This is a genomic window from Amycolatopsis sp. NPDC026612 (genome assembly GCF_040638285.1).
Taxonomy (GTDB): domain Bacteria; phylum Actinomycetota; class Actinomycetes; order Mycobacteriales; family Pseudonocardiaceae; genus Amycolatopsis.
Genome location: NZ_JBEZYB010000052.1, coordinates 21,760 through 40,085 on the forward strand (window position 1 = coordinate 21,760; position 18,326 = coordinate 40,085).

Here is an 18,326-nt window from a genome sequence, read left to right on the forward strand (position 1 = left end):
TACGCCACCGCAGCCGCGATCTCCGCGAACTCGGCGAGGACCGGTTCGACCAGTCCGGAGTGGAACGCGTGCTCGACGGCCAGCTCGGTCGTCCGGAAACCGCGCCCCGACAACGTTTCCGCGGCCGCGCGAATCGCACCGGACTCCCCCGAGAGCACCACGGACCGCGGGCCGTTGACCGCCGCGAGCCAGACCCCGTCGCCCAGCAGCGGGGTGACGTCGGCTTCGGCGGCCGTGACGGCCACCATCCGCCCGCCCGGCGGCAGGGACCGCATCAGACGGCCCCGGGCGGCGACCAGCAGCGCCGCGTCCGCCACCGAGAACACCCCGGCCACGTGGGCGGCTGTCAGTTCGCCGAGGGAATGCCCGGTGACCACGCGCGGCCGCACGCCGAACGAGGCCAGCAGCCGCACCATCGCCACCTCGGCCGCGAACAGGCCGGCCTGCGTGTAGTCGGTCCGGTGGATCAGCTCGGTGCCGAGCACCTCGGCCAGCGGCCGCTCGAGGTGGCGGTCGAGTTCGGCGCGGACCTCGTCGAACGCCTCGGCGTACGCGGGGAACGTCTCGTACAGCTCCTGTCCCATGCCCGGCCGCTGCGCGCCTTGACCGGTGAACAGGAAACCCACGCCGCTGGTGGCGGGGTCCACCGCACCACGCGTGACGCTCGCGAAGTCGCGCAGCCGGGTGAGTGCGTCGTCGCGGTCGACGGCGAGCACCACCGCGCGGTGCTCCCAGAGCGCGCGGGTGGTCAGCAGCGACCAGGCGGCCGCGCCGAGGTCGTCGTCGAGGCCGGTGGCGAGGCGGGTGACCTGCGCGGCCAGTGCGTCGGCCGAGCGGGCCGAGATCACGAGGGGCACGACCGGCCCGGCGTCGCCGGGCGGGGTGGCCGGCCGGTCGGGGGCCTGTTCGAGGACGGCGTGGGCGTTGGTGCCGGAAATGCCGAACGCCGACACCCCGGCCCGGCGCGGGTGGCCGTGCTCGGGCCACGGGCGGGCGTCGGTGAGCAGCCGGACCGCGCCGGACGACCAGTCCACGCGCGACGACGGCGTGCTCGCGTGCAGGGTCCGGGGCAGCCGGGCGTGCCGCAGGGCCAGCACCATCTTGATCACCCCGGTGACGCCGGCCGCGGCCTGGGTGTGGCCGAAGTTCGACTTCACCGAACCGAGCCACAGCGGCCGTTCGGGTGCGCGGTCGCGGCCGTACGTGGCGAGCAGCGCCTGGGCCTCGATCGGGTCGCCGAGCACCGTGCCGGTACCGTGTGCCTCGACGGCGTCCACTTCGGACGCTTCGACCCCGGCCGCGGCGAGCGCCCGCCGGATCACCGCCTGCTGGGCGGGCCCGTTCGGCGCGGTGAGCCCGTTGGACGCGCCGTCGGAGTTGACGGCGGTGCCGCGCACGACCGCGAGCACGTCCCGGCCGTCGCGGACGGCGTCGGAAAGGCGTTGCAGCACCAGCATTCCGGCGCCTTCACCCCAGCCCGTGCCGTCGGCATTGTCCGAAAAGGACTTGCAGCGGCCATCCGCGGCGAGGCCGCGCTGGCGGGCGAACTCGGCGAACGCGGCCGGGGTGGCCATCACCGTGGCGCCACCCGCGAGCGCCGTCGAGCACTCGCCCGCGCGCAGGGCCTGCACCGCGAGGTGCAGCGCGACCAGCGACGACGAGCACGCGGTGTCCACGGTCACCGACGGCCCCTGCACGCCGAGCACGTAGGACACCCGGCCGGACACGACGCTCGCCGACGACCCGGTCAGGCCGTACCCCGCGACACCGGCGGCCGCGTCGGGCCGGGTGCCGTACTCCTGGGCCATGGCACCGACGAACACGCCGACTTCCCGGCCGCGCACCGAGGTCGGCGCGATGCCCGCGCGTTCCAGGGCTTCCCAGGACGTCTGGAGCACGAGCCGCTGCTGCGGGTCCATGGCCAGGGCTTCGCGGCGGGAGATCCCGAAGAAGCCGGCATCGAACCGGGCCGCGTCGTGCAGGAAGCCGCCGACGCGGGCGGTGTCGCCGAGGTCGCCGGTCACCCAGCCGCGGTCGTCCGGGAACGCGGACATCGCGTCGACGCCGTCGGACAGGGCCGTCCACAGCTCGTCCGGGCCGGTGATGCCGCCGGGCAGCCGGAGCCCGATGCCGACGATCGCGATGGGTTCGCCGGACGCCGTGGTCGTGGTGGCCGGCCGGGCTTCGGCGGTGGTGCCGAGCAGTTCGGTGTGCAGGTGGGCGGCCAGCGCGGCCGGGCTGGGGTGGTCGAACACGGCCGTCGCGGGCAGGGCGACGCCGGTCGCGGTGACCAGGCGGTTGCGCAGCTCGACGGCGGTCAGCGAGTCGAAGCCGACGTCGCGGAACGCCCGGGTCGCGTCGAGCCCGGCTCCGCCGATCACGGCGGTGGCTTCGGCGCGGACCAGGTCGGTGAGGGTGCTCAGCCGCGCGGCCGGGTCGAGGCGGGCGAGCCGGTTCTGGAGCGGACCGGTGTCGCGGCCGGTGCGGGCGGCCCGCCGGACCGGGGTGGTCAGGGCCCGCAGGAGCGGCGGTACGTCGTCGCGCACCGCCGTGAAGTCGGCGGCCATCGGGACGAGCGCCGGCCGGCCGGTGGCGAGCGCGCGGTCGAACAACGCGAGCCCGTGGTCCGGTTCGAGGGCGCCGAAGCCGGAGCGGGCGAGCCGCGCGGTGTCGGCTCGCATCCCGGTGCTGCCGGACCACGGTCCCCACGCCAGCGCGACCGCTCCCGGGCGACGGGCGGCGAGCGCGTCGAGGCAGGCGTTCGCGGCCGCGTAGTTCGCCTGCCCCGCGGCCCCGAAGACGCCCGCGATGGAGGAGAAGACCACGAACAGCGCGGGATCGGCGTCGCGGGTCAGCTCGTCGAGGTGGATCGCACCGTCGACCTTCGCGGCGAAGACCCGGTCGAGGCGTTCCTCGTCCAAAGAGGACAGCACGCCGTCGTCGAGGACACCGGCGGCGTGCACCACCCCGGTGAGGGAGGCGACGGAGTCCACAACGGACTTCACCGCCGCACGATCGCCGGTGTCGCAAGCGACCACGCGGACTTCCGCGCCGAGGTCCCGCATTTCGCCGGCGGTCTCGGTGTCCTCGCCCCGCCGGGAAGCGAGCACCAGGCTCCGCACGCCGTGCTCGGTGACCAGGTGCCGGGCGACCAGCGAGCCCAGCATGCCGGTGCCGCCGGTGATCAGCACCGTGCCGCCGGGATCGAGGGCGCGCGGCAGGGTCAGGACGTTCTTGCCGACGTGCTTGCCCTGGGCCATGAACCGGAAGACTTCGGGGGCGCGGCGGATGTCCCACGGCGTCGTCGGTATCGGCTGCAGGGTGCCGTCTTCGACCAGGTCGAGGATCTCGCGCAGCATCGCGCCGAGCCGTTCGGGACCGGCTTCGGGCAGGTCGAACGCCTGGTAGTGCTCGATGCCGGTGCGGAGGTCGGTCTTGCCCATCTCCAGGAACCGGCCGCCCTCGGCCAGCAGCCCCAGCGAGGCGTCGACGAACTCGCCCGCGAGGGAGTTGAGCACCACGTCCACTTCGCCGAACGCGTCCGCGAAGTCGAGGGTCCGGGAGTTCGCGATGTGATCCTCGGCGACACCCATCTCCCGCAGGAGGTGCTGCTTGGCCGGGCTCGCCGTCGCGTACACCTCGGCGCCGAGGTGGTGGGCGATCCGGACCGCCGCCATCCCGACGCCACCCGCGGCCGCGTGGACCAGCACGCGCTCGCCGGGCCGCACCCGGGCCAGGTCGACCAGGCCGTACCAGGCGGTCAGGAACACCACCGGCACCGACGCCGCCCGCTCGAACGACCAGCCGGCGGGGATGGGCGCGAGGGTGCGCGCGTCCGCGACCACGAGGGGGCCGAAGCCCTGCGGCACCATGCCGAAGACCCGGTCGCCGACGGCGAAGCCAGTCACCTCGGCGCCGGTTTCGAGGACCACGCCGGCGGCTTCGCCGCCCATCCCGGCCGCGCCGACGTCGACGCCGAGCCCGGCCAGGACGTCGCGGAAGTTGAGTCCGGCGGCACGGACGCCGATCCGGACCCGGCCCGGTTCGAGCGGCGCCCCGGCGTGGGGCGCGGGCACGAACGCGAGGTCGTCGAAGGTGCCGCCGCCGGTCGAGGTGAGGACCCACGGCCCGGCGGGCGGGACGAGCGGCGGCTCGGGACGGGTGAGCCGCGGCACCCGCAGCCGGCCGTCGCGGACGCGGGCCTCGGTTTCGCCGGCCCCGACCAGCGTCGAGACGACCTCGTCGGTCACTTCGCCGTCGACCAGCAGGAACCGGCCGGGGTGCTCGGTCTGCGCGGACCGGACGAGGCCCCGGACGGCGGCGGCGACCGGGTCGTCCGCCGCGCCGGCCGGCACGACCACCAGGCGCCCGGCCGGGTCGGCCAGTGCGTCTTGCAGGGCGCGCAGCACCCGGCCGGTGGCGGCCCGCACCCGCGCCGGTTCGTCCCCCGGCCCGGCGGGATCGGCGGGCAGCTCCGTCCAGCCGACGGACGGTCCGGCTACCGGGTCGAGTTCGGTCCAGGTGACGGTGAACAGCGCGTCGTCGATCGGTGCCGGCTGCGGTCCCGGCACGGGCCGGGTGCGCAACGATCCGACGGTCGCGACCGGGGTGCCGGTGGCGTCGGCGAGGTCGAGGGCCAGTCCGTCGCCGGACGAGCGGAGGCGCACGCGCAGCGCGGACGCACCGGTGGCGTGCACGGTGACGCCGGTCCACGAGAAGGGCAGGGCGACGGTGTCCGCGTCGACCGCGGCCGGGTGGAGCGCGGCGTCGAACAGGGCCGGGTGAAGGGCGAACGCCGACGCGTCCAGCCCGGACGGCAGCTCGACCTCCGCGAACAGTTCGGCCTCACCGCGCCACAGCGCGGTGACGCCGCGGAAGGCCGGGCCGTAGGCGTAGCCGCGCTCGGCGAGGACGTCGTAGAAGTCCTCGACCGGAACGGGGTCCGCGGCCGGGGGCCAGGCGTCGAGGGGGCGGCCGGGTGCGCCGGCCGCGGTGAGGACGCCGGCCGCGTGCCGGGTCCAGCCGCCGGGACCGGACACCGGGCAGGAGCGGATCGCGACCGGCCGCCCGCCATCCTCCTCGGCGCCGACGGCCACCTGCACCCGCACTGCCCGGTCGAGCCACAGCGGCGCTTCGATGACCAGCTCCCGCACTGCCGGCGCACCGACGTGGTCGCCGGCCCGCACGGCCAGGTCGAGCAGCGCGGTGCCGGGCAGCAGCGCCGCACCGCCGACTTCGTGGTCGGCGAGCCACGCCGGTGCGCCCGGCGAGATCCGTCCGGTGAGGACGATGCCGCCGGTCGCGGGGTCTTCGACGGCCGCGCTCAGCACCGGGTGCCGGACGGGCAGCTGGCCGAAGCCCGCCACGTCACCCGGCCCGCCGGCCGCGAGCCAGTAGTGCTCCTCCTGGAACGCCGTCGTCGGGACCGGCACGATCCGCCGCGCGGCGGCCGGGAACAGCGGCGTCCAGTCGACGTCGGCGCCTCGTTCGAACAGCCGACCCAGTGCGGCGAGGACCGCCTCGCGCTCGGGCCGGTCGCGCCGGGTCAAGGCGATGCCGCCGTCCGGCAGCATTGCGGTGAGCACCCCGTCGGGCCCGGCTTCCAGGATCGCCGCGACCCCCTGCCCGGTGATCGTCCGGGCGGCGTCGGCGAACCGGACGGGCCGGCGGACCTGGTCCACCCAGTACGCTGCGGTCCGCAGCTCGTCCCCGGCGAGCGCACCGGACACTGTGGACACGAGCGGCAGCGCCGGTTCGCGGTACTCGACGCGGGCGGCCACTTCGGCGAACTCCGCCAGCATCGGCTCGACCAGTCCGGAGTGGAACGCCTGCCGCGCCGGCAGTTCCCGCGTCCGCACCGGCAGCGACGCGGCAACCGCGCGGACCGCTTCGACCTCGCCGGACACGACGATCGACGTCGGACCGTTGACCGCCGCGAGCCAGACACCTTCGGGCAGCTCGAGGTCTTCGCCCGCTTCCACCGCGACCATCAGGCCTTCCGGTAGCTCCTGCATCAGCCGCCCGCGGTGCGCGACCAGCATCGCCGCGTCCGGCAACGAGAACACCCCGGCGACGTAGGCCGCGGTGAGTTCCCCCAGCGAATGCCCGGCCACCACGCGCGGGCGGACGCCGAACGACGCCAGCAACCGGACGGCCGCGACCTCGAACGCGAACAATCCCGCCTGCGTGTAGACCGTCTCGTGCACCCGGTCCGACGCGATCGCCTCCCGCAGCGGCACGTCCAGGTGGTGATCGAACTCGGCGCAGACCTCGTCGAACACCGCCGCGAACACCGGGAACTCGGCCGCCAGCTCCAGCCCCATCCCCGGGCGTTGCGCGCCTTGCCCGGTGAACACGAACGCGACCCCGCTCCCCGGCGCGACCGGCGAAGGATGCGCTTCGCGCAGGGCAGCGGCCGCCGAGGCGGGGTCGGCGGCGAACACGACCGCCCGGTGTTCCCAGGCGGCCCGGGCCTGGAGCTGCGTCCACGCGACGCGGCCGAGGTCGGCGTCAGCGTCCACGAAGGACGCGAGCCGCTCGGCTTGGGCGTCGAACCCGGCCGGGGTCCGCGCGGACACGACGACCGGCACCGGTGCGGTCAGCCCGGCCGGGCCGGTTTCGGCAGCGGGCGGCCCTTGCTCCAGGACGACGTGCGCGTTGGTCCCGCTCACCCCGAACGACGACACCCCCGCCCGCCGCGGCCGGTCCGTCCGCGGCCAGTCCTCGGCCTCGGCGAGCAGCCGGACCCCGGCCGCCCAGTCGACCCGGGACGAGGGCGTGCCGGCGTGCAGGGACCGCGGCGCGACGCCGTGGCGCATCGCCTCGATCACCTTGATCACCCCGGCCACCCCGGCCGCGGCCTGCGCGTGGCCGAGGTTGGACTTCAGCGAGCCCAGCAGCAGGGGGCGCGCCGGGTCGCGCTCGGGTCCGTAGACCGCTTGCAGTGCCTGGACTTCGATCGGGTCGCCGAGGGTCGTTCCGGTGCCGTGACCTTCGATCACGTCCACTTCCGACGGCTCGAGCCCGGCGTCGGCCAGTGCCTGGCGGAGCACGGCCTGCTGGGCGGGCCCGTTCGGCGCGGTGAGGCCGTTGGACGCGCCGTCGGAGTTCACCGCCGTCCCGCACACGACGGCCAAGACCTCCCGGTCTTCGCGGACGGCGTCGGACAGCCGCTGCAGCACGAGGACGCCGACGCCTTCGCTCCAGCCGGTGCCGTCGGCGGTGTCCGAAAAGGACTTGCAGCGGCCGTCGGGGGAAAGGCCGCGCTGGCGCGAGAACTCGACGAACATCCCCGGCGTCGCCATCACGGACGCGCCGGCGACGAGGGCCAGGGAGCACTCGCCCGAGCGCAGGGACTGCGCGGCCAGGTGCAGCGCCACCAGCGACGACGAGCACGCCGTGTCCACGGTCACCGACGGACCTTGCGTGCCCAGCACGTAGGCGATCCGGCCGGACAGCACGCTCGACGACGAGCCGGTGAGCACATACCCCTCGACGTCGGGGTTCGCCGAGTGGGCGCCGTAGTGCTGCGCGGACGCGCCGACGAACACCCCGGCGCGCTGCCCGCGCAGCGACGTCGGCGCGATCCCGGCGCGTTCGAGGGCTTCCCAGGACGTCTGCAGCAGGAGCCGTTGCTGCGGGTCCATGGCGAGCGCTTCGCGCGGGGTGATGCCGAAGAACGCGGCGTCGAACCGGCCGGCGTCGTGGAGGAACCCGCCCGACCGGGTGGTCGCGGTGCCGGGGTGGTCGGGGTCGGGGTGGTAGAGGGCGTCGAGGTCCCAGCCGCGGCCGGCGGGGAAGCCGGTGATGGCGTCGACGCCGGCGCGGACCAGCTCCCACAGGCCTTCGGGGGTGTCGACGCCGCCGGGCAGGCGCACGCCCATCCCGACGACCACGACCGGGTCGCCGGTGGTTGCCGTCCGCACCGGCTCGGGCGTGGTGGCGGGTTCGCCGAGCAGGTGAGCGGCGAGCGCGCGGGGGTTCGGGTGGTCGAACACGGCGGTGGCGGGCAGCGCGGTGCCGGTCGCGGCGGTGAGCCGGTTGCGCAGTTCGACGGCGGTCAGGGAGTCGAAGCCGACATCGCGGAACGCCTGAGCGGCGCCGATCGTGTGCTCGTCGCCGCCGAGGACGGCGGCGGCTTCGGCGCGGACCAGCTCGACCAGCGCGTCGAGGTCGCCGGCGGGCCGGACGGCCGCGACCGCGGCGGCCCGCGCCGGACGCCGGGCGGGCGTGGCGAGATCACGCAGGATCGGCGGGACGTCGCGCAGCGCGCGGACGTCGACGGCCATCGGCACCAGCGCCGGACGCGGCGAGCCGAGCGCGCGGTCGAACAGCGCGAGACCGCGGGCGGGGTCGAGCGCGCCGAACCCGGCGCGGGCGAGCCGCGCGGTGTCGGCCTCGGCGTTCATGCCGGTTTCGCCCGCCCAGAGACCCCACGCCAGGGAGAGGGCACCCGGCCGGCGGGCGGCGAGCGCGTCGAGGAAGGCGTTCGCGGCCGCGTAGTTCGCCTGCCCGGCGGCGCCGAGCACCCCGGCGACCGAGGAGAAGACGGCGAACAGCGCGAGGTCGGCGTCGCGGGTCAGCTCGTCGAGGTGGATCGCACCGTCGACCTTCGGCGCGAAGACCCGGTCGAGGCGGTCAGCGTCCAAAGAGGACAGTGTGCCGTCGTCGAGGACCCCCGCCGCGTGCACGACACCGGTCAACGGTCCTGCGGCGTCCACCAGCGAGCGCACGGCTTCGCGATCGCTGGTGTCACAGGCGACCACGCGGACGTCGGCACCGAGTTCCCGGAGTTCACGGGCGGTCTCGGTGTCCTCGCCCCGGCGAGACGCGAGCACCAGGTTGCGCAAGCCGTGTTCGGTGACCAGGTGCCGGGCGAGCAGCGAGCCCAGCATGCCGGTGCCGCCGGTGATCAGCACCGTGCCCTGCGGATCGAGGGCACGCGGCAGGGTCAGGACGTTCTTGCCGACGTGCTTGCCCTGCGCCATCACCCGGAACACTTCGGACGCCCGACGGACGTCCCACGTCGTGACCGGGATCGGCCGCAGGTCGCCGGTCCCGAACCGGCCGAGGACCTCGCGCAGCAGTTCACCGATCCGCACCGGGCCGGCTTCGGGCAGGTCGAACGCCCGGTAGCCGTCGACGCCGGTCCGGATGTCGGTCTTGCCCATCTCCAGGAACCGGCCGCCCTCGGCCAGCAGCCCCAGCGAGGCGTCCACGAACTCGCCCGCGAGGGAGTTGAGCACCACGTCCACTTCGCCGAACGCGTCCGCGAAGCCGAGGGTCCGGGAGTTCGCGATGTGATCCTCGGCGACACCCATCTCCCGCAGAAGGTGCTGCTTGGCCGGGCTCGCGGTCGCGTACACCTCGGCGCCGAGGTGCCGGGCGACCTGAACCGCGGCCATGCCGACACCGCCGGCCGCGGCGTGGACCAGCACCCGCTCGCCGGGTCGCACAGCGGCCAGGTCGACCAGCGCGTACCAAGCGGTCATGAACGCCACCGGCACCGACGCCGCCCGCTCGAACGACCAGCCGGCCGGAATCCGGGCGAGCGTGCGCGCGTCCGCGATGACCTGCGGGGCGAAGCTGCCGGGCACCATGCCGAGCACCCGGTCGCCGACGGCCGGTTCCCGCACGCCGGGCCCGACCTCGGTGACCACCCCGGCGCATTCGCCGCCCATCCCGGCCGCGCCGACGTCGACCGCGAGCCCGGACAGCACGTCCCGGAAGTTCACCCCGGCCGCGCGCACCGCGACGCGCACCTGCCCGGCCGTCAGTCGTTCCACTGTGGACGGGACGAACGCGAGGTCGTCGAACGTCCCGCCCGACGTCCGCAGCGTCCACGCGTCCCCGGCGGGGAGCTCGAGACCTTCGGCGGTGTCGCGGACGAGCCGGGGCACCCACGCCCGGCCGTCCCGCACCGCGCACTGGTCCTCCCCCCTGGCGGCCAGCGTCGCGAGCAGGCCGGCCGGGAGTTCGCCGTCGACCAGGACCAGGCGGCCCGGGTTCTCGGTCTGCGCGCTGCGCACGAGGCCCCACACCGCCGCGGCGGCCGGGTCCGGCGGGCCGTCGAGGTCGACCGCACCGGTCGTGACGACGACCAGCCGCGTGTCCGCCGGTGCCCCGGCCAGGAACTCCTGGACCGCGGTCAGGACGCGGCCGGTCAGCTCGCGCACGCGGCGGCTTTCTTCGCCTGCCACGGCCTCGAGGCGGAGAAGTGTCCACTCGGGAGGGTTGGCGCCGCTGTTCAGAGGCAGAGTTTTCCAGTGCAGGCGGAAGAGGGCGTCGTCCGCCGGGCGGGCGAGCGCGGCCCGCGGGACCGGCCGGGTGGTCAGCGAACCGACCGACAGCACCGGCCGGCCGGCGGCGTCGGTAAGGTCGACCGCGAGCCCGCCACCGGTGGGCCGCAGCCACGCGCGCACCGCGGTGGCGCCGGTGGCGTGCACGGCAACGTCCGTCCAGGCGAAGGGCAGGGAGACCGCGTCGCCCGCGTCCAGGATGGTCGGGTGCAGAGCGGCGTCGAACAGCGCCGGGTGGACGGCGAACCCACCGGCGTCCAGGCCCTCGGGCAGCACGACCTCGGCGAACAGTTCCTCGCCGCGACGCCACGCCGCGGTCACGCCCTGGAACGCGGGCCCGTAGTCGTAACCGTGGCCGGCGAGGACGTCGTAGAAGTCGCCGGTGCCCAGTGGCTCGGCGCCGGCCGGGGGCCAGTCGACCGGCGTGGTCACCGCCGGTGCGTCCGCGGTCAAGGTGCCGGTGGCGTGGCGGGTCCACTCCCCACGGTCCACTTGGGAATAGACGTCGACCGTGCCGTCGCCGTCGGCGCTCACCTGGACGGTGACGGGCGCGTCGGTCAGGCGCAGCGGGGCTTCCACGACCAGTTCACCCACGACGGGCCGGCCCACGCGGTCACCGGCCTGCACGGCCAGCTCGACCAGCGCCGTGCCGGGAACGACGACGACGCCTTCGATCGCGTGGTCGGCCAGCCACGGGTGGGTGTCGCGGGCGACCCGCCCGGTCAGCACGACCCCGCCGGTGGCGGCGTTCGCGACTTCGGCGCCGAGCAGCGGGTGCGCGACGGACCGGACGCCGGTGCCGGCCGACCCGGTGGTCAGCCAGAAGTGCCGCTCCTGGAACGCCGTCGTCGGCACCGGCACGATCGGGAGCCCGGCGGGGAACAGCGGTGTCCAGTCGACCGGGACGCCGTGGGCGAAGAGGGTGGCCAGTGCGGTGCGCGTGGTCTCGGCCTCCGGCCGGTCGCGGCGGGCCAGCGCGACGGCGGGCGGCGCGTCCGGGAAGTCCGCGACGGCGGCGGTCAGCGCCGCATCCGGGCCCGCTTCCAGGATCGCCGCGACCGACGCGTCCAGCACGGTGGCGACAGCGTCGGCGAACCGCACCGGGCGGCGCACCTGATCGACCCAGTACTCCGGCGTGCACAGCTCTTCTCCGGCGAGCGCACCGGTCACCGTGGACACCAGCGGCACGACCGGCTCGCGGAACTCGACGCGGCGGACGACTTCGGCGTACTCGGCGAGCATCGGCTCGACGAGTCCGGAGTGGAACGCGTGGCTCACCGTGAGCGCGGTCGTCTTGACCGGCAGTCGCGCGGCGGCCGCGTGTACGGCGGCTGCCTCGCCGGACAGCACAACCGACCGGGGCCCGTTCACCGCCGCGAGCCAGACGCCGTCGCCGAGCACCGCTTCGACGTCCGCTTCGGACGCGGCGACCGCGACCATCGCGCCGCCCGGTGGTAGCTCCTGCATCAACCGGCCCCGCGCGGCGACGAGCATCGCCGCGTCGGCCAGCGAGAACACCCCGGCGACGTGCGCCGCGGTCAGCTCGCCCAGCGAATGCCCGGCCACCAGGCGCGGCCGCACCCCGAGCGACGCGGCCAGCCGCGCCATCGCGACTTCGACGGCGAACAGCCCGGCCTGCGCGTACCGCGTTTCGTGCACCAGATCCGAGGCGATCGCGTCGCGCAACGGCCGGTCCAGATGTGCGTCGAAGGCGGCGCACGCCTCGTCGAACGCCGCCGCGAACACCGGGAACTCCGCCGCCAGCCCGAAGCCCATCTCCGGCCGCTGCGCACCCTGGCCGGTGAAGAGGACCGCGACACCGTCCCGTGCGGGATCGACGACGCCCCGGATCGCGCCGGTGCGCAGGCGGTCCGCGGCCTCCGCGGCGGACGCGGCCAGGACGACGGCCCGGTGGTCCCCCGGCGCGCGGGTTCGCAGCAGGGACCACGCCGAGGTGGCGAGGGTGTCCTGGCCACCGAGGTGGCCGGCGACCCGCTCGGCCTGCGCGGCCAGGCCGGCGGCCGAACGGGCCGACACGATCACGGGCACCACACCGGTGTCGGCGACCGGTGCGGGTTCCGGTGCGGCGGGCGGCTCTTCGAGCACCACGTGCGCGTTGGTGCCGCTCACGCCGAACGACGACACACCCGCCCGGCGCGGCCGGTCCCCGCGCGGCCACTCCTCGGCCTCGGTGAGCAGCCGGACCGCGCCGGCGCTCCAGTCCACCCGGGACGATGGTGCGGTGACGTGCAGCGTGCGCGGCAGCACGCCGTGCCGGAGCGCCATGAGCACCTTCACGATCCCGGCGACCCCGGCCGCGGCCTGCGCGTGGCCGATGTTCGACTTCAGCGAGCCGAGCCGCAACGGCGTCTCGCGGTCTTGGCCGTAGACCGCTTGGAGCGCGTGGACTTCGATCGGGTCGCCGAGGGTGGTGCCGGTACCGTGCGCCTCGACGACGTCCACTTCGGACGGCGTGACACCGGCGTTGGCCAGTGCTTGCCGAAGCACCGCCTGCTGGGCGGGGCCGTTCGGCGCGGTCAGTCCGTTGGAAGCGCCGTCGGAGTTGACCGCACTGCCCTTGACGACGGCCAGGATCTCGCGGCCGTCGCGGAGTGCGTCGGAAAGCCGTTGCAGCACCAGGACCCCGACGCCTTCGCCCCAGCTGGTGCCGTCTGCGTCGTCCGAAAAGGACTTGCACCGGCCGTCCGCGGCGAGCCCGCCCTGCCGGGCGAACTCGGTGAAGGCGGCCGGGGTGGCCATCACCGCCGCCCCGCCGGCGAGGGCGAGCGACGACTCGCCCGAGCGCAGCGACTGCGCGGCCAGGTGCACCGCGACCAGCGAGGACGAGCAGGCGGTATCCACGGTGACGGCGGGTCCGCGCGTGCCGAGGACGTAGGCCACCCGGCCGGAGATGATGCCGGCCGAGGCGCCGGTCATGGCGAACCCGGCGGTTTCGTCGGCGAAGCCGGGGCCGCGCATGCCGTAGCCGAGGGCCGAGGCGCCGAAGAACACCCCGGCGTCCTGGCCGCGCAGCGACGTCGGGGCGATCCCGGCGCGTTCGAGAGCTTCCCAGGACGTCTGGAGCAGGAGGCGCTGCTGCGGATCCATCGCGAGGGCTTCGCGGGGCGAGATGCCGAAGAACGCCGGGTCGAACCGGCCGGCACCGGCGAGGAAGCCGCCGAGGGGAGCGATGCCGCCGAGGGCGGTCGTGTCCCAGCCGCGGTCGGCGGGGAACGGCGAGAGGGCGTCGACCCCGCCGTCGACGACGTCCCAGAGCGCCTCGGGACTCTCGACGCCACCCGGCAGCCGCAGCCCGACCCCGACGATGACGACCGGGTCGTCGGTGGTCGTGGTGGCTGTCGCGGCGCCGGTGGTGGGCGCGCCGCCGAGTTCGGCGTGCAGGTGCTCGGCGAGGGCACGCGGGTTCGGGTGGTCGAAGACGACGGTGGACGGCAGGGACGTGCCGGTGCGGTCGGCGAGCTTGTTGCGCAGTTCGAGGGCGGTGAGGGAGTCGAACCCGGCGTCGCGGAACGCCTGCGTGGCGGCGACGGCGCCGCCGAGGACGGCAGCGGCTTCTTCGCGCACGAGGCTGGTGAGCTGGTCGACGTCGGCGTGCCGGTTCGCCTGCGTGGCGACGCGCCGGACCGGACCGACGAGCTCGGCCAGCAACGGCGGAACACCCTGGGCCTGGGCGCGTTTGCGCAGGACGGGCAGGTCGAGGGCCATCGGGACGAGCACGGACTTCGCCGAGGTCAGCGCGGTGCGCAGGAGGCGCAGGCCGTGGTCGCGGTCGAGGGCGCCGAACCCGGCGCGGGCCATGCGGGCGGCGTCGGCGGCGCCGGAGATGCGGCCGTCTCCGGCCCACAGCCCCCACGCGAGGGAGATCGCGGTGTCGCCGGCGGCCCGGCGCCGGGCGGCGAGGCCGTCGAGGAAGGCGTTGGCGGCGGCGTAGTTGGCCTGGCCGGCCCCGCCGAGTACACCGGCGGCGGAGGAGAAGAGCACGAACGCGGCGAGCCCCGCCCCGCGGGTCAGCTCGTCGAGGTGCGCGGCGGAGTCGGCTTTGGCCCGCAGCACCGTGTCGAGCCGGGTGGGGTCGAGGTCGCCGAGGAGGCCGTCGTCGATGACGCCGGCGGTGTGCACGACCGCGGTGAGCGGGGCGGTTTCCGGCACCCGGGCGAGAAGAGCGCGAACCTGGTCGCGGTCCGCGGTGTCACAGGCGGCGATGTCGGTTTCCGCGCCGGCGGCCGCCAGGCGAGCCACCAGTTCGGCGGCGCCTTCGGCCGCCGGGCCGCGGCGGGAGGCGAGCAAGAGGTGGCGCACGCCGAGGTCGCGCGCGAGGAACTCCGCGACCGCCGAGCCGAGCATGCCGGTGCCACCGGTGACGAGAACGGTGCCCTCCGGGTCGAGCCGGCGGTCTTCGGGCTCGGGGGACGCGCGGACGAGGCGGGGAACCAGCAGTTCTCCCCCGGAGATCCGGCACTGCTCTTCACCAGCCGCGACGAGTGCTTCGGGCCGTTCGGCGGTGTCGACGTCGGCGAGGAGGTAGCGGCCCGGGTGCTCGGTCTGCGCGGAGCGGACCAGCCCCCAGACGGCCGTCGCGACGGGATCGGGGTCGGGGCCGTGGGCGTTGCGGGTCACGACGAGCAGGCGCTCGGCCGTTTGCAGGGCCGCGAGGGTCTCGGCGAGCACGGTGCGCAGGTCGCCGGTACCGGGTTCGAAGATCGCCGGGGGCACCACGGTGCCGGGTTCGGCCGGCCGCCATTCGACGGCGAAGAGGGAGTCGGCGGTGGTTTCGGCGAGCGGAACCGGCGCGGTCGTCACGGACCCGGCGGAGAGGATCAGGGCGCCGGCGGGATCCCGCAAGGTGAGGGACCGGCCGTCGTATCGGGCTCGGGCGGCGCGCGCACCGGTGGCGTGCAGGACGACATCGGTCCATTCCGCGGCCTGCCCGCCCAGCGGCGCGAGTGCGGCGGCGAGCAGCGCGGGGTGCAGCGAGAAGGTCTCCGGATCGACGCCGGCCGGGAGGGCGACTTCAGAACCGGTTTCCCCGGTTCGGGGCTCGGTGCCGGCCGGCTTCGCCACGGCCAGTGTGCCGGTGGCGCACCGCACCCAGGTGGCCCCGGCCGGGCGGGTGTGGATCTCCAGTTCGCGTCGGCCCGAGTGCTCCGGGCCGGCGACCACGCGCACCGGCACCCGGGTTCCCGGCGCGAGGGCCAGGCGGCGTTCCGCCGTCAGCCGGCGGACCACCGGAGTTCCGGCTCGGTCACCGGCCTGGAACGCCAGCTCCAGCCACGTCGACGAGTCCGCCTCCGCCGTCAGGCGACCGGTCAGGGTGAGTGCGCCCGTTGCCGGGTCCTCCAGGGCCGCGGCCAGGATCGGGTGCGTCACCTCGTCCAGGCCGAGTCCGGTCGCGTCGGCCGGCTTGCCCGGGGTCAGCCAGTACCGTTCCTGCTGGAACGCCGTCGTCGGCAAGGTGACCCGGCCGGTCACCGGCGGCAGCGCCGGTTCCCACGACACGGCCACGCCGCGGGTGAAGGCCTCCGCCAGCCCCGCGCGGAACACCGCCACCTCCGGCCGTCCGCGACGGCCGAACGGCACCACGTCCGGTGCCGTCGCCGTGAGCGCCGCGTCGGGCCCCACCTCCAGCAGCACCGACGCCGGCAGCGCGGCCAGTGCGTCGGCGAAGCGCACCGTCGAGCGGATCTGGTCCACCCAGTACTGCGCCGACCGGATCTCCGGGCCCGCCATCGCACCGGACACAGTGGACACCAATGGCAGCGCGGGTTCCCGGTAGGTCACCCGGGCGGCGACCCGGGCGAACGGCGCCAGCACCGGCTCCACCAGTCCCGAGTGGAACGCGTGCGCCACCGGCAGCCGTTTCGTGCGGTACGGCAGCCGCGCCACCGCCGCGTCGATCGCCGATGCGGAACCGGACAGCACCACCGACTCGGGGCCGTTGACCGCGGCCAGCCAGACGCCGTCGCCGAGCACCGGCGCCACGTCCGCCTCGGACGCCGGCACCGCGACCATCACCCCGGGCGGCAGCTCGGCCATCAGCCGTCCGCGCGCCGCGACCAGCATCGCCGCGTCTTCGAGCGAGAACACCCCCGCCACGTACGCCGCCGTCAGCTCGCCGAGCGAATGCCCGGCGACCGTGCGCGGCCGCAGCCCGAAGGACGCCAGCAGCCGGTGCAGGGCGACCTCGAACGCGAACAACCCCGCCTGCGCATACCCCGTGTCGTGCACCAGCTCCGAACCGAGCGCCGAACGCAGCGGCTGGTCCAGGTGCGCGTCGAAGGCGGCGCACACCTCGTCGAACGCCGCCTCGAACACGGGGAACTCCGCAGCCAGTTCGAAGCCCATCTCCGGTCGCTGAGCACCCTGGCCGGTGAAGAGGAACGCCGGCTCCGCCGGTGCGGCCTCGCGACCACGGACGTCCCGCAGCGCCGCGATCGCCGCCGCGCGGTCCGCCGCCCAGACGACCGCCCGGTGCTCCCACCGCGCTCGCGTGCGCACCAGCGCCGCCGCCGACGCACCCAGGTCCGCCCCGGTTTCCAGGAAGTCCGCGAGCCGCGCCGCCTGCTCGGTCAGGCCCGCGGCCGAGCGCGCGGACACCACCAGCGGCACGACACCGCTGGCCGGCGCCTGCTCGGGCTCGTCCGCGACCTGCTCGACGACGACGTGCGCGTTCGTCCCCGACACCCCGAACGACGAGACCCCCGCCCGCCGCGGCCGGCCCGTCTCCGGCCACGGCCGCGCCTCGGTCAGCAGCCGGACGCCGTTCCAGTCCACCCGGGACGACGGCTCGGTGACGTGCAGGGTCCGCGGCAGCACGCCGTGACGCATCGCGAGGATCATCTTGATCACGCCGGCCACCCCGGCCGCCGCCTGGGTGTGGCCGACGTTCGACTTCAGCGAACCCAGCCACAGCGGCGTTTCGCGGCCCGCGCCGTACGTCGCCAGCAGCGCCTGCACCTCGATCGGGTCGCCGAGGGTCGTGCCGGTCCCGTGCCCCTCGACGGCGTCCACTTCGGACGGTGACAGGCCGGCACTACCCAGGGCCTGCCGGATGACTTCCTGCTGAGCCGGGCCGTTCGGGGCGGTCAGGCCGTTCGACGCGCCGTCGGCGTTGACCGCGCTCCCACGCACCACGGCCAGGACCGGACGGCCTTCGCGGCGCGCATCGGAAAGCCGTTGCAGCGCCAGCACTCCGACCCCCTCGCCCCAGCCCGTGCCATCGGCCGTGTCCGAATAGGACTTGCAGCGGCCGTCCGCGGACAGGCCGCGCTGGCGGGAGAACTCGACGAAGATGCTCGGCGTCTCCATCACCGTCGCCCCGCCGGCGAGGGCGAGCGAGCACTCCCCGGCCCGCAGCGACTGGGCGGCCAGGTGCAGCGCGACCAGCGAAGACGAACACGCGGTGTCCAGCGTGACGGCCGGACCGCGCAACCCGAGCACGTAGGCGACCCGCCCGGACAGCACGCTGGACGACGACCCGGTCAGCGCGTAGCCGTCCGCGCCCGCGGACTCGCGCAGCTGAGCTCCGTACCCCTGCGCGGCCGCGCCGAAGAACACGCCGGTCCGGCTGCCCGGCAGCGTCGACGGGTCGATGCCCGCGCGCTCGAGCGCCTCCCACGAGGTCTGCAGCAGCAGCCGCTGCTGGGGATCCATCGCCAGGGCTTCCCGCGGCGAGATGCCGAAGAAGCCGGGGTCGAACAGCGTCGCGTCGTGCAGGAAGCCGCCGGAGCGGGTGTAGGTCTTGCCGGACGCGTCCGGGTCGGGGTCGTAGACGGCGTCGACGTCCCAGCCGCGGTCGGCCGGGAAGTCCGTGACGGCGTCGACCTCGCCGGCGACGAGGTCCCAGAGCGCGTCCGGGCTGGTGACACCGCCCGGCAGCCGGACGCCGATGCCGACCACGGCGATCGGCTCGGCCGTCCCGGCCCGCAGGTCGGCGAGCTCGGCGCGGGTCTGGCGCAGCTCGGCCACGGTCCGCTTGATGTAGTCGAGCACCTTGTCGTCAACGTCCAC

Annotated in this window: 1 protein-coding gene (running past one end of the window); it reads right to left on the reverse strand. The window is 75.4% G+C overall.

The features are described from left to right. Nucleotides 1–18,326 carry the 5' portion of an SDR family NAD(P)-dependent oxidoreductase gene (locus tag AB0F15_RS32620; RefSeq protein WP_360278817.1) on the reverse strand. The gene continues 16,669 nt to the left of window position 1, outside the view, so 18,326 of the gene's 34,995 nt are visible here — the first part of the coding sequence; its start codon is at nucleotides 18,324–18,326; the stop codon falls past the left edge of the window.